Annotated in this window: 13 protein-coding genes; 3 read left to right on the top strand and 10 right to left on the bottom strand. The window is 49.2% G+C overall.

Going from position 1 to position 14522, the window contains the following annotated elements:
• Positions 1-172: 172 nt before the first annotated feature.
• The 4 genes from MKX74_RS12915 to MKX74_RS12900 are packed head-to-tail and all read right to left on the bottom strand — an operon-like array spanning position 173 to position 4267.
• The gene (locus tag MKX74_RS12915) at positions 173-1183 is read right to left on the bottom strand and encodes a Gfo/Idh/MocA family protein (protein ID WP_341178644.1); all 1011 of its coding nucleotides are present in this window, start codon (positions 1181-1183) and stop codon (positions 173-175) included.
• Between the two features lie 2 nt (positions 1184-1185).
• Entirely contained in the window at positions 1186-2298 is a 1113-nt protein-coding gene (locus MKX74_RS12910; RefSeq protein ID WP_341178643.1) for a Gfo/Idh/MocA family protein, read from the bottom strand.
• Positions 2295-3077 (bottom strand): sugar phosphate isomerase/epimerase family protein, encoded by a 783-nt coding sequence (locus MKX74_RS12905; protein WP_341178642.1) that lies wholly within the window; start codon positions 3075-3077, stop codon positions 2295-2297. Before MKX74_RS12905 ends, MKX74_RS12910 begins: the two co-directional genes overlap by 4 nt.
• A gap of 26 nt (positions 3078-3103) precedes the next feature.
• Positions 3104-4267: a Gfo/Idh/MocA family protein gene (locus MKX74_RS12900; protein WP_341178641.1), complete on the bottom strand. Its 1164-nt coding sequence runs from the start codon at positions 4265-4267 to the stop codon at positions 3104-3106.
• A 169-nt stretch (positions 4268-4436) separates the two neighbouring features.
• Here MKX74_RS12900 and MKX74_RS12895 point away from each other — a divergent pair, with 169 nt between their 5' ends.
• From MKX74_RS12895 to MKX74_RS12885, 3 genes are all read left to right on the top strand, one after another.
• Positions 4437-5264, top strand: a complete 828-nt coding sequence (locus MKX74_RS12895; protein ID WP_341178640.1) for a helix-turn-helix transcriptional regulator — start codon at positions 4437-4439, stop codon at positions 5262-5264.
• A gap of 238 nt (positions 5265-5502) precedes the next feature.
• Positions 5503-6345, top strand: coding sequence for an aldo/keto reductase (locus MKX74_RS12890; RefSeq protein WP_341178639.1), 843 nt, complete (start codon positions 5503-5505; stop codon positions 6343-6345).
• A 129-nt stretch (positions 6346-6474) separates the two neighbouring features.
• On the top strand, positions 6475-6771 hold the full coding sequence (locus MKX74_RS12885) for a hypothetical protein (RefSeq protein ID WP_341178638.1): 297 nt from the start codon (positions 6475-6477) through the stop codon (positions 6769-6771).
• Here MKX74_RS12885 and MKX74_RS12880 read toward each other — a convergent pair.
• The 6 genes from MKX74_RS12880 to poxB all read right to left on the bottom strand — a co-directional run bounded on the left by MKX74_RS12880 (position 6768) and on the right by poxB (position 14355).
• Positions 6768-7883 (bottom strand): GerAB/ArcD/ProY family transporter, encoded by a 1116-nt coding sequence (locus MKX74_RS12880; protein WP_341178637.1) that lies wholly within the window; start codon positions 7881-7883, stop codon positions 6768-6770. The genes MKX74_RS12885 and MKX74_RS12880 overlap by 4 nt on opposite strands.
• 18 nt (positions 7884-7901) lie before the next feature.
• Entirely contained in the window at positions 7902-9110 is a 1209-nt protein-coding gene (locus MKX74_RS12875) for a Ger(x)C family spore germination protein (RefSeq protein ID WP_341178636.1), read from the bottom strand.
• 6 nt (positions 9111-9116) lie between these two features.
• Positions 9117-10712, bottom strand: a complete 1596-nt coding sequence (locus tag MKX74_RS12870) for a spore germination protein (RefSeq protein ID WP_341178635.1) — start codon at positions 10710-10712, stop codon at positions 9117-9119.
• A gap of 222 nt (positions 10713-10934) precedes the next feature.
• Positions 10935-11576 carry a hypothetical protein gene (locus MKX74_RS12865; protein ID WP_341178634.1) on the bottom strand — a complete coding sequence of 214 codons (642 nt, stop codon included), beginning with the start codon at positions 11574-11576 and terminating at the stop codon, positions 10935-10937.
• A 224-nt stretch (positions 11577-11800) separates the two neighbouring features.
• Positions 11801-12556: an SDR family NAD(P)-dependent oxidoreductase gene (locus MKX74_RS12860; protein WP_028592733.1), complete on the bottom strand. Its 756-nt coding sequence runs from the start codon at positions 12554-12556 to the stop codon at positions 11801-11803.
• 71 nt (positions 12557-12627) lie between these two features.
• Complete coding sequence (poxB, locus tag MKX74_RS12855; RefSeq protein ID WP_341178633.1) at positions 12628-14355, bottom strand: ubiquinone-dependent pyruvate dehydrogenase; 1728 nt, start codon at positions 14353-14355, stop codon at positions 12628-12630.
• Positions 14356-14522: the final 167 nt, after the last annotated feature.

The raw sequence follows: 14522 nt of genomic DNA, 5'->3' as shown, positions 1-14522 counted from the left end.
TTAAGTTGTACGGCTTGATGCACTTTTATTCAAAGCGCACCATCAAAACAGAAAAGCCCTACTAGCGTTACCCAGCAGAGCATGATATTAATTGTGAATTTCGTATTAACTTCGAAACAAGTACGAGATGATTTTGCTGGACTCTGGGTTGAATTTCTCTATTCAGCTGCCGTTACGAGGTTCTTCTATGAATAGAAGATTCATAGATCTCATGGATTAACTGTACAGCCTTCAGTCCTTCCAAGGCATCAATCGGGAATGGTCTGCCAGACTTCAGGCACTGATAATAATGCTGAATCAAATGAACATGACTGATCCCCCAGTAGGATCGCCCTGTGAATCCATCGTATGCGGGTGGTTCGCAGAGCACTATCTCTTGCCCATCCTTCTGAAGGAATAACGAATGGCTTCGCTGGATCAGTCTCCCCTCCTCGAAGACGATCTCCAGCTCAAGTGGTGAATTCTCGATATATCCATTCGTAGCGTAGAATATGGCTGTGGCCCCATTGGCAAAGCGTATCCTCGCGTGCGCCGTATCCTCCACCTCAATGCAATGTCCCAGTGCGTCCGTCGTCACACTTCCATGAACGCTAGCGATCTTGCCACCGAACCATTGCAGCAGATCCAAGGTATGAATGGCCTGGTTCATCAGGACACCGCCACCTTCCGTTGCCCATTGCCCACGCCACGGACTCTGCGTATAATAAGCCTCTTCCCTGTACCAGGTCAGGACGGCCTTCATTCCCACAAGTTTTCCGAGCTCACCGGAGCTTGTCATCTCCTTGATGCGGATGGACGATTCATTATAGCGATTCTGGAAGCATACGCCGAGCTGTAATCCACTAGTTAAAGCAGCTTCAATCAGTTGTCTGCCCTCCCCAAGTGTATGCGACATTGGCTTCTCGGTGAGCACATGCTTACCCGACTTCAGCATCATTAGCGCCATTGGAACGTGGAGATGATGCGGCGTACATAGATGTACGACCTGAATGTCTGATCTTTGGGTCAACTGATGTATATCACCCAGTGCTTCACATCCATACTCCCTTCCTATTGAGTGAGCTCGCTCCAGATCGGTATCGACTACCGCACGCAGCTGAACGCCTTCCAATTCGGATAACGCCTGTGCATGAACCGTGCTGATATTGCCACAGCCGACAATGGCCACTCCAATCTCCTTCATAGCTATCGCCTCATTTCACCATGATCTACCTGACCTCCAGCGGATACGAGATTCACGGCTTGAGCCTGAGCTTGAAGACATAGCTCCGCTGCCTTGAAGACATGGTGCTGTGTCATAGCACGCTCGGTTCGATGCAAGCAATCGAGAATCAGCTCTCCGAAGAAGGGATAACCCACTTTACCTCCCACGTCCAAGTAATGTTCTCCTTTTTGATCCACCCAGTAGACATGATCACCTTTCTCGGAGCGGGCAATATCTACATATTTTCGAAGCTCGATATATCCTTCCGTTCCCAGAATTGTACATCTGCCATCGCCCCATACGCTGAGTCCACTTGGAGTGAACCAGTCCACCCGAAAATAGTTCGTTGCTCCATTGTCGCCAACCAGCATGGCGTCCCCGAAATCCTCCAATTCCGGGTAGCTGGCATTTGCATAATTCCCCACATGACTACGAACCACGCTAGCATCCTTGCAGCCTGCATAATACAGAAATTGCTCGATCTGATGGCTACCAATATCGCAGAGAATGCCTCCATATTTGCTCTTCTCGAAGAACCATGCCGGTCGATCAGGCGCACTCAGACGATGGGGTCCTGTACCCATTACCTGAATGACACGTCCAATGGCTCCCTCTTGAATCAATTGGCCTGCATATACAGCACTTTCCACGTGCAAACGTTCGCTATAATACACCATGTATTTTCGTCCAGTTCGTTGTACCACTTGTCTGGCTGCCTCCAATTGCTCCAGTTCAGTGAATGGCGTCTTATCGGTAAAATAGTCCTTGCCTGCATTCATCACCTGAATGCCCAGAGGCCCTCTCTCACAAGGTATAGCGGCGGCGGCTACCAGTCGGACATCAGCATCCTCCAGTATCTCTTCAGGAGATTGTGCAGCCTGTACATCCGGATATCGCGCTATGAATTCCTGCACCTTGACCGGGTCTGGATCGTACACCCATTTCAATGTTCCGCCTGCTTCAAGCAATCCATTACACATTCCATAGATATGTCCATGGTCCAATGCCATGGCTGCAAATACAAATTCTCCGGGCTGTACGACGGGCTTGGCTTCAAAGACTGGGGCATATATCATGCCATTGTTCGTATTCATGCTGTTATCTCCTCCTCGCACTTCCCAAGCAGATACTGCCAGCTGATCTCAATGCTCTCGAACGGATCGCGCTGACACTCATCCTGTTCGACTACCACCCACTCGATGCCTGCTTCATTACAGGCCTTAATAATCGCAGGATAGTTCATGTTTCCTTCACCAATCTCCGCAAATAGCTGCTTCTCGGCTACGATCGTCATATCCTTGAAATGCACAACCTGCATCCGTCCAGCAGCCTTGCGAATCCATTCCACCGGGTCGCCCCCACCTGCCTGAATCCAGTACAAGTCCAGCTCCAGGCCGAACGAAGCCGGGTCCGTCTCATCAAGTATGATTTGCAGGCCAGCCTTCCCCTCGAAGCGCTCAAATTCAAAATGGTGATTGTGGTATACGAATTGCAGACTGTAGTCATGCTTGAGCTTATTCGCAATGGACCCTGCTTTTGCAATGAAAGCTCGATAGCCCTCTGCCGAGCCCCGGAAAGCCTGAGGCATTCCCCCAAGACCTACGTACGAGCAGTTCCACAGCTTATGCTGCTCAGCAACCGCTTCCAGGTTGTTCTCCAGCCGATCCCACGGAATATGAGTAGCGCATATGGACAGACCCACTTCATCGGCCAATTGCTTAACCGTGTGAGGTGGTATCGGACCAATACCAGATACCTGCACAGAACGGTAGCCTATCTTGGCCACCTTGGAGAGCGTCTCCCTGAGTCCCTCCTCTGTCTGCGTGTAATTACGCAGCGTATATAGCTGAACAGCCAATTTTTCCGGTGTCATGGCATGTGTTCCTCCTTCAGTTCGTCTTAGTGGGTTCCCGTCACGTCCAGCGCAATATCACCCACGTTCTTCTTTACATATTTTGAGTCAGCAATTTTGCGCTCCAGCAGCTCCAGGAACCGATCCTCATCCAGTGGAAGGTCGACCCAGTCATCCTCCCAAGCAGACAGATACATCGCATTGGACAAGGTAAGCCCATGAATACCCTCCTCACCGGGGGCCAGTAGCTGTTCGCCGTGCAGGATCGCATTTGTAAAATTCCGAAGAATGCCCACATGCTGCTCTCCATGCCCGTCAGGAACAGGAATGTCGCAGGTCCAGCATTCTGGCGAGCCGAATCCACCAGTGTAGCTTGCATTCCATTCAGGCTCGGGGACGCGCAGTCGCCAGAAGGTAAGCTTCCCATCCTCCACGACGATTTTGCCACGTGTACCGTTCACCTCGAATCGATTCGTACCGGGTGCCTCTCCAGTAGTCGTGACGAACAGCCCGGTAGCTCCATTGGCGTATTCCACATAGGCCGTCACATCATCCTCTACCTCAATATCGTGGTATTTGCCAAAATAACAGAATGCTCGGACTCTCGTCGGCATCAACCCTGTCGTCCACTGCCACAGGTCTAGCTGATGCGGGTCCTGATTCAATAAGACGCCTCCACCCTCTCCAGCCCAGGTCGCTCGCCAGCCACCTGAATCATAGTAGCTTTGAGAGCGGTACCAATTCGTGACAATCCAATTGGTACGGCGGACTTCTCCCAGCTCACCTGACGATATCAGCTCCTTCAGCTTCTGGTACAGTGGATTGGTTCGCTGATTATACATAATGCCGAACACCCGGTCCGAAGCCGCCGCCTTCTCATTCATCTGTCTGACCGCCTTGGTGTAGACACCTGCCGGCTTCTCGATCAGCACATGCAAGCCTGCCTCGAACGCCTGAATGGCAAGGGTGGGATGGTCATAATGCGGTGTAGCGACAATCACTGCGTCAATCAGACCCGACTGGAGCATGGCCTCAGGCTGCTCATAGTGATGTATCCCTGCTGGCAGCTCTTCCTTAGCCCACTTCAGGCGCTCTGGGGATATATCACATACGGCGGCTAACTCGGCCCCCTCTATCTGATTCAACAGCTGAATAGCATGGGACTTCCCCATATTCCCGATGCCAATAATTCCGTAACGTACCTTCTCCATTCCGCTTGGATAACCTCCTTGGTTATGGTATGGATAGAGAATATAACGTTTTCATTGGAAGTAGAATACCTGAAACTAAGGCATATTTGTACAATACTAAGGTGTTCATGCCAATTGTTTGGATTATAATAAAAACAACTATTACGGACACGAAGCAGGAGGCTGCAGTATGTCTGAATCCCTATCCTTTAGCGAGAATCTGCTGGAGAATCTCAAGGTATCTATATCATTAGTTCATTCAAAGTCCCAATTTGCAGGCTGGAATCATACCGATGAGATCCCTTCATTCTGTCGGCTATATTACATTGCAGATGGCGAAGGGTCTGTCATAGTGAATGGTGAGACCTATTATCCTAGGCCTAGACAGCTTATGATCATGCCGGCAGGCTCTGTTCAGACAGCCATTACCTCTCGTTTGCACCCCTATACACGTCATTTTTGTCATTTTGACGCCAAGATCGGGGAATGGCCTCTCTTTCCAGCCGATGTCGGCTTGATCCTTGTCGATGCAGCCGATCCTGAGGCAACACGAAGTCTATTTCTGGATATGGAGGAGCAGTTTCATCAAGGTGGTTATCTCGCTCCATTACGCCTCAAAGCTGCACTTCTTCATATTCTTGCCTACTGTATGGAGCAGTGCGAGTATGCTACAGAGCTTAATCGTTTCCTCTATCATGAGGAACGCCACAAGCTTGGAAGTGTGCTTCAGTATATTGAAGAGCATCTGGATCGCCAGATCGAGATTGACGCCCTGGCGGATATCATTCATCTGCATCCGAATTACTTCATTCCCTATTTCAAAAGATTAATGGGCGTCACGCCTATGCATTATGTCCAGCAAAAGCGTATGGATAAGGCAAAAAGACTACTTTCGTTTACCGATCTGTCCATTTCGGAGACTGCTGAGCAGCTCGGTATGGATCTTCCCTATTTCTCGCGTACCTTCAAAAGAGCAACCGGCGTCAGTCCCAGTGCCTATCGAAGCGGTACGAAGTAATCGCCAGAATGCTCCTGTGTCCCTTTCCAGTATCTATAGCACTACCGAGTATCTATAGCACTTTCAAGTACCTATGGCACTTTGGAGTACCTATATTACAAAAAAGTACGTTCTTCACAAAACGAATCCTTTGCAGCATAATGGCAATGGTCAACGGTAGTGAACTGAAATTCATTTCCTACAATTCGAGCTATTAGGATATTGGCAAAATATATGATTGTGAGTGGAGGAAAAAGATATGGCAACTCATTTACAGGATACAACGGTATTGGCGAACGGGGTCAAGATGCCCTGGCTTGGACTTGGGGTATTCAAGGTCGAAGAAGGCCCCGAGCTGGTAAGCGCTGTGCGCGAAGCTATCACCCAAGGCTATCGCAGTGTGGATACGGCTGCCATCTATGCTAATGAAGAAGGTGTCGGTCTTGGTATTCGTGAAGGCCTAGAGGCAGCAGGCATAGAGCGCGAAGACCTATTTGTCACCTCCAAGGTGTGGAATAGCGAGCTAGGCTATGAATCCACGCTGCAGGCCTATGATGAAAGTCTGCGTAAGTTAGGTCTGGAATACCTGGATCTATACCTTATCCACTGGCCTGTTGAAGGAAAATTCAAAAAGGCCTGGCGAGCTCTGGAGACGCTGTACACAACAGGACGCGTCAAAGCCATTGGTGTCAGTAACTTCCAGATTCATCATCTGGAGGAGCTAATGAAGGATGCAGAGATCAAGCCCATGGTCAATCAGGTGGAATACCATCCTCGCCTTACACAGCTTGAGCTTAGAGCCTACTGTCAGAAGCATGGCATTCAATTGGAGGCTTGGTCCCCTCTTATGCAGGGGCAATTGCTTGAGCACAAGGAGCTTCAGGAGATTGCTACGAGACATGGGAAGTCGGTTGCCCAGATCATTATCCGCTGGGACCTGCAGAATGGCGTAGTAACCATTCCGAAGTCCATCAAGGCACATCGCATTGCAGAAAATGCTAATGTGTTTGATTTTGAGCTATCTTCGGAGGATATGCAGCTGATCAGCAGCTTGAATCAGGATATGCGTGTTGGCCCCGACCCGGATAACTTTGACTTCTAATCATTTCCGTAGCAATAATGGCATCTGTATGCTCCAGTCGTACAGGTGCCTTTTTCAGCCTATAAAATTGATTAGACAGTGAGATAATATGCTTATTAAGAAATCAGATTTAAGGGGGATCGTGTAGATGTGAAGAAGCTTGGAATATTTATGCTAGTTCTGGTATTGGCTCTAGGGAGCAATCTACTACTGGATTGGCTCTATGGTGTCCGACATCCTCTGAAGGTCATGTCCAACATCATTCGTACTTTACACCCATCGGAGATATTCATGTTGATGTTCCTAGTGCTATGCTTCATCATCTCCTTATTCAACAAGCGGTTAGGCAAGGCCCTACCTACAGCTATACGTGGTTATCTTAACCTGTACAAGATGCCGACTGAGGTCCAATCCAGCGAGAAACAGCAGCGGGTTAAAGGCCGTTAACCTTGATCATCAGGTTCAGGACTTCTCTTCCTCCTCCCTCCTTGCATCCACGCTACAGCTAGAAGCAAGAAAGGAATGACGATCACAAATAGTGGATAGACATGCACCAATATAAAGTCACTTTCTTGCAGATGTTCCTCCAGATTGGGGGCAATCAGTAGCGAGGACAAAAGTATGATGATACCGAATGGAAGCAGCAGCTTTCGATAAGGAACACTGAATAGACCCTCTGCCACTCGCAGAGCCGCATAGAATAACACTGTAACTTTGAAAAAGATGCCTATAATTACAGCCATTACTCCCAGTACATCGACTCTGTCGATAAAATCAGATACTTCAATCCGGTTAATCATAGTTAGAAAAGGATGAGTAGTTTGGACAAACAGCTCATTGCCAAGGCTGGCTACCATGAGTACCGTCACTTCAGTCAACATCGTTCCCCCAAAAAAGACTGCTGTCAGGCAGACCGCTATAGAGTTGTACTTCTTGGACATGGCGGGTAGCACCATGGCGAAGCTGACCAGCTCACCATAAGGAAACATTAATGCACTGGTTCCACCAATCCCAAGAATCGGCTTCCACCCTTGTGAGGCGACGGGCAACAGATTGTGTAAATCAATAACACCCGAAAATGAGAGCAGCAACAGCATCGTAAGCATTAGGAACATCGACAAAATACCGTAAAGAATAGCTATTCGGCCCAGCACATGTATTCCCAGATACAATACATACACAGCTACACCGATCAGCAGAAGCCCAATGACTAGTATGGGAGTCGTGTTTAACGCCCGAATCTGGATCAGTGAGATTCCGTCGCGCAGATCTCGTGTGGTGTCATACAGAAAGAACAGTAGATACAGGACCCCAACAACTGTCCCCAGGATCTTACCAAGCAATTGCTTGCTGTAACCCGTTAAGTTCAAATCAGGAAATCTGCGATGGAGGCCACTATAACACAGCACCAGAATCATTCCCCCAGCAGCACCAATAATCATGGCGATCCATGAGTCTCTGCCTGCATTCTTTGCGGGATTGACGACGAGAGCTGTACCAAATTCGAAATGTAACAGCAGCAAAAACATTTGTAAGGCGTCCAGCTCTTTTTTTTTCACAGTCCTGCCTCCATGAAGTTATCCTGTCCGCTCGGAGAAGGGGCTTGATCGCGTCTGGGTATGCTTGATGATGGAAATGACTCTAACCTGTACCGTACTATCGGAAAACGCCTTGCCCCAATCCTTGGAAATTCGCGACCAATACTTGGGATTCTGACGCTTCAACTTCTCCCCAAATCCGAGTACATCCGTATGAGAACGCTGAGCCGCCCTCACGGTAGATATCACTAGCTCTCGCGTATCCTTGCTCCAGTCATTCTGTATAGCTTCAATAATGTCAGTCCCAGTCAGATCCAGAGGGCAATTCACCTCCGAGAGCATACCCGTCTGCTTGATGACCAGTGTAAAGACTGGTTCTCCACGCTGGAAGGATACATCTAGATCAGATTTGACAAAGTCAGACTCAACAATTATAGAATCTGGCTCCTTACCACACGCGAGTGAGGATATCCGACTCCTAATCTTGTTCTTAATAATAGACAATCCCATTGCTTCTTCCCCATCAAGCCAGCTGACCAGCTTGTCGCTCCGAAATATACTGGTCCCATGCATATAGATCGTAGCATCAGGGATAATTTTCTCGACATTATCTTTCTTTGGAGCATTCTCGACATTACCTGTTAATTCCACACCAGCGATGACTGGTCCACTTCCGTCTGTATTCATGCTGCGAATGACATCATCAATATTAACCACGTAGGCTTCACCATATACACGCTCTGATGACTCCAGCTTGCCTGTTATATCATTGGCAGGAATACGCCCGATTGATGTCATCGTAGACAGCAGCACTTTCGCCTTATTTTTGCGTGCTATCAAGACCCGCATGGTCAGGCGCGTCTCCGCATCTCGTTCCAGAAAGTCCACTAGCTGGCTGATCCCTTCGCGTGCCAATTCCTCACTGATCACAACGACTCTTACATGTGCTAGAGAGATTCTGCGCGGTACTTTTCGGGCGGCTTTACGCGTGGCTTCCATTATGGTATTGCCTGTCTCTCGATATAAAATGACTGGGGTGGTGCCTCTTGCCTTGCTGCTGGCAATCTCATCTGCCACGATGATCTGGAATGCAACTTCGTATCGCTGCTGCTCCGAACGATCAATACCGATCGCAGCTACGACCGCTCGCTCATTCAATTCCGTCGAATCCCAACACCCCGACAGCTGTGGAACGAGCATCAAGCACATCAGCAGCAATAGTCCTTGCCTCCACTTCTTCCGCACCATGAGCAGTCATTCTCCTTTGATCGGACTCTTGCCTCCACTCTCCTCCGGCATCCGTCTGTTATTTTTGTTGCTGAACATAGCTGGCCTTGTCCTCATCATCCATGCAGGCAGCCGCAACACGGTATCTTTATTGCTCTTCAGTCTGAACGGGCTAAATGGTGCCATATACGGAACGCCAAAAGATTGCAAGGAGCACAAGTGGGCTGCCAGGACAATCAAACCAAGTGTAACTCCATATAGACCAAATAAAGCCGCCAGCACCATAAAAACAAAACGGCATAGTCTGCCAGCTGTAGCCATGTTATAAGAGGGGATGGCAAAGCTGGCAATCCCCGTAATGGCGACCACGATCGTAAGCAAAGCCGTGACCACTCCAGCCTCAACGGCCGCTTGACCAAGCACTAGGGCACCTACCACCGAGACGGTCTGGCCCACAACTCTGGGCATACGAACTCCAGCTTCGCGGAGCACCTCCATGGTAAACTCCAGAATAAATGCCTCTACAATTGCTGGGAAAGGAACCGTCTCTCGCTGGGCCAGTATACTGATTAATAGAGGAGTCGGGATCATTTCGTAATGGTAGGTTGTGAATGCAATGTACAAGGACGGGCCCAGCATCAGGATAATGAAGCATATGTAACGCAGTATTCGCAGGAGTGTCGCACTATCATAACGCTCCGCGTAGTCGGATGCTGACTGAAAAAACTGGGCAAACACAATGGGCATAATGAGTACAAACGGCGAGCCATCTACCAGCAATATGATACGTCCCTCCATCAGATTACCTGCTGCCGTATCAGGACGTTCTGAATTATAGACCGTCGGAAACGGGGTAAAAGTCTTATCCTGAATGAAATCTTCAACCATGCCCGAGTCCAAAATAGCATCCGTACGAATACCGTGAATCCGGCTTCGCACCTCATTTACAACCTCTTCTTCTGCAATATTTTTCATGTACATCATAGCTACATTGGTACCCGTGTAATTACCCACCTCGAACATCTCCAGAGTTAAATCCGAGTTCTTGATCCTTCTGCGCAGCAAGGCTACATTCGTGAACAGAGATTCTACAAACCCTTCCTTGGGTCCCCGGATATTCGATTGAGTGGTGGGCTCGCTGATGGACCGTTCAGGCCCGCCGGGAGTATTGCAACTGATGATTCGATTGCAGCCCTGCAAGAATATCAGCGTATCGCCTGATAGCAGCCCCGCCATCATCTGGCTCCACTTTCTATGAATCTGGATATTTCCCATCGTTAAGGCATGTTCCTGCAATTGCTGAAAGACCTGCTCGGCAGAATCCATATCTGCATCTCGCACGCGTTCAGACCACCCCATGACGGAGCCCAGCACTAGTTGATTCACCGTATCCAGGTTTACCATACTACTCAAATAGACGAGAGCAGCTGGGCACGGATCGTCCATGCCGACAGTAAAACGACGGATAATGAAGTCAGGGCTGCCTGCAGTCAGCTTACGAATCTGCTCCAAATTTTCTTCAAGATGGGGACTGATCATGATAGGCTCATTCTTTCTAGATGGATCGGCTTTAGATGAAGGGGGATTCAAGTAGGCTACCTCGCTTTCCTGCACAACTTCCATTGGATATAAATGGAGTATGTACAACTTCCTCTCATTTATTCGCGAACACAGCGTTGGGTCTGCTTTTTCTTGCAAATTACAGTTTTCATCCCTCTGCCTCTCACGGCAGCTTCCTTCCTTCAAAGAATCCTCATGCAAAAAAACGCCTCCAGCCCCACTCGATGGTGGTGCCAGAAGCGCCTGAACTACTTCAATGATGCCAACAAGCCACTTCAAATCACCTCAAGAACACTGTACAAAGAATATACCAGCATCTTCATCCTCGTTCGAAAGGTGGGGATTGCGTGAAAGCAACAAGTATCCTACAGAATCACTTAGGTAGAATATATCATTGTACCCTTCGGGGTAATCGCCTCCATAGAGTTGAATACAAAACATGAATTGCTCAACCTGGAGATCCTCGTTCTGCAAATATCCCGGACTGCCACCTAGCTTCGAGCCCGTGAATGAGGCTTCTGCTTCATCCTCAATCCTATCCCCGAGTGAGATCGCTTGCGCAGGGACTGTAAATTCTGATTCATTACGTGGTTGTCCTATGGAGTGCGCAATCACCTTCGTAAATCCCATTTTGATCATATTCAGCTCTAGTGGGTCACCATGATACACGATATTATCTAGGAAATAGGTGTTTCTATTATATGTTGTAAACACAGATATAGCCGTTGCTTCAGGATAGGTGCAGCCAAACGTATCATTCAAAAAACGGGCTGGCAAATGCATCGCTAACGTCAATTTCTCACCATCTGGATTTTCTGGCCACGAGATTTCCTCAGGTAAAAGGCTTACTCCACCTGTTCGGGCCTCATTGGCGTGTTGAGTAATATCTGTAAAAGCAATTGTTGTCGCTCTTGTCACGGTCCTCATCCTCCACTTTTGGTGTAGTTCATTTGGTGAGATCTATTTCTATCCAGTTTTTCAACTACGAAATTCTGATCTGAAAAAGAGGCCACTCGAACCGAGCAGCCTCTCTTACAACATTCATGAACCATCTTTATTCTAAAACCATCTTATACACATTCATGTCATCATCGCTCAGGCTCCATCCCTCTCAACCTTACCGGAGCAGCAATGAGTTCATGGAATTCCCTTTACTGCGCCGTAACGCCTCCATCAATGGAGTAGACAGAACCGTTAATGTACGGGGCCTCATCTCCCAGCAGAAATGCAACCAGATTCGCAATCTCTTCAGGCTTGCCAAGTCTTCCCGATGGAATGCTGTCCAGTGTAGCCTGGAACACTTCCGGGTTATCCTTGCCGAATTGGACTACCATCGGCGTCTCGATCGTCCCCGGTGCGATTGCATTAACCCGAATATTGTCTTTACCATACTCAATAGCTGCTGTTCTCGTAGCGCCGATGACGCCATGCTTGGTCGCCGCATAGGGAGCAACGGATTGCACACCCACGACACCTGCTGTAGACGCCGTATTGACGATAGAGCCTCCACCCGTCTTGAGCATTTCCGTAATGACATATTTCAGACCGTACAATACACTTCTCAAGTTAATATCAATAATCTGGTCGAACTGCTCAATGCTATGATCCGCCAGCTTGAGTCCAGGACCAGAAATACCTGCATTGTTGAAGAACATGTCCACTCGGCCAAAGGCCTCTACCGTTGTCTTCACATAATTCTCCACCTCGGCTGCTTTGCTAACATCCGCCTTGACGAAGATCGCTTTGCCGCCTGCGGCTTCAATCTGCTGCACCGTCTCCTGACCGGCTGGCTCCACCAGGTCAACAACAGAGATCAAGGCCCCTTTCTCCGCCAGCTTCAAGGCGGCAGCACGTCCCAGACCGCTTCCCGCTCCTGTGATGATTGCTACTTTTCCAGTATGACTCATGTTCTCTCCTCCTAGGATGCATTAGGACTGCTTCTATGCGGTTGTAATACCCAACCATGGCTAATTATAGACTAGCGTATCAGGTTTGTCTTGGCTAATTCAACCAGTTCGTCTCCTCTTCCGTTCAGCACAGCCTTCATCATCCATAGTGTAAATCCCTCTGCCTGCTTGAGGTTGATTTTGGGCGGGAGGGACAGCTCCTGTCGATTGACTACCACGTCGATCAGTGCAGGGCCATCGTGCAAGAGTGCTCGCTTCATGGCATCCTCAAGGTCTGCTGGGTCTTCAACACGGATACCCTCGATTCCTATGGCCTGCGCCACCATTGCAAAATTCGGATTAACCAGCGTCGTCCCTGACTCCAGAAGGCCAGCAGCCTTCATCTCCAACTCGACAAAGCCGAGCGCCCCGTTGTTATACACGACGACCTTGACTGGCAGGCGATGCTGGTGCAGTGTCAACAAATCGCCCATGAGCATGGTCAGGCCGCCATCACCGGACAGTGAGATCACCTGCCGATCTGGAGCTGCCTTCTGGGCACCAATCGCTTGGGGTAAAGCATTGGCCATGGTACCATGATTGAACGAACCCAGCAATCGCCGCTCTGGTCCCATCTCCAGATAACGAGCTGCCCATACGGTAGGTGTCCCCACATCACAGGTGAAGATGGCCCGATCATCGGCTGCCTCACTCACCACCTTGGTCAAGAATTGCGGGTGAATCGGCTGCTTGCCTGGCTTGCCAACTGCTAGATCATCCAGCTCTTGGCGCACCTTCGCGTATCGATCCACGCATTTAGCAAGATGCTTGCTGTTATGCTCCTCCCTAAGATATGGCAGCAGCTCTGTAATTGTCGCCTTGATGTCTCCACATAATCCATAATCCAGCTTCGTACGGCGTCCCAGATGAGCGGGCTCAATATCTACCTGTACAATTGTTGCATCCTCAGGATAGAACTGGCGGTACGGAAAATCGGTCCCCAGCATGAGTAATACGTCACAGTCCATCATGGCATGATAACCAGACGAATAGCCGATGAGTCCGGTCAGACCTACGAGATAGGGATTATCGTATTCGAGATATTCCTTCCCACGTAAGGCAATAACCATCGGAGCCTGCAGTCGCTCACATAGCTCCATAAGCTCAGGACGTGCCTCTGCACAGCCCGCTCCGCATAATAATGTGATTCTCTTCCCGGCATTTAGATACTCCGCCAGCTTCAAGAGCTCTTCCCTCGCTGGATGGATGACCGGCTTCGTTACGTGGTATACATGCTCAGGTACAGGCTCTGCAGAAGCCTCAAGCGCGGCTACATCACCAGGCAGGACGATGACAGAGACTCCCGAACGAGCAATGGCAGTCTGAATCGCCATCGTGACCATGCGCGGCATCTGCCGTGGTGTCGTGATCACCTCGCAGAAGTGGCTGCACTCCTGAAAGATCTGCTCGGGATGAGTCGCCTGGAAGTATTCACTTCCGAGCTCATCGCTTGGAATATGAGCGGCAATGGCCAGCACCGGGACACCATTCCGATGGCAGTCATACAAGCCGTTGATAAGGTGCATATTTCCTGGGCCACTGCTGCCCGCGCATACTGCAATGCTCCCGCTGACCTGTGCGTCGGCCCCTGCTGCAAAAGCTGCTACCTCTTCATGGCGGACGTGAATCCATTCAATCTGATCTGAGCGGCGGATGGAGTCGAGTATGGCATTCAATGAATCGCCGACGATTCCATAGATTCGCTTGATGCCCGCATTCAGAAGTGCTTCTAGTACCTGATCTGCTATGGATTTCTTCATGGTTGAAGCCTCCTTCGTACGATAGTCTTCCTTCTAGCGGTAGCTTATCCATGTCACAATATACCTATTCTCTTACCCCACGCTTGCCAGGGTTGAATCCCTGCATGTGTTTTTCCAAAAATAGCGGAAGACATAACCATAGACACAAATAACCGAGCAACCCTAAT

The organism is Paenibacillus sp. FSL K6-1230 (assembly GCF_038002385.1).
In the GTDB taxonomy this organism is placed as follows: domain Bacteria; phylum Bacillota; class Bacilli; order Paenibacillales; family Paenibacillaceae; genus Paenibacillus; species Paenibacillus massiliensis.
Note: the sequence above shows the minus strand (reverse complement) of the source record. Positions and strands in the feature narration are given on the sequence as shown.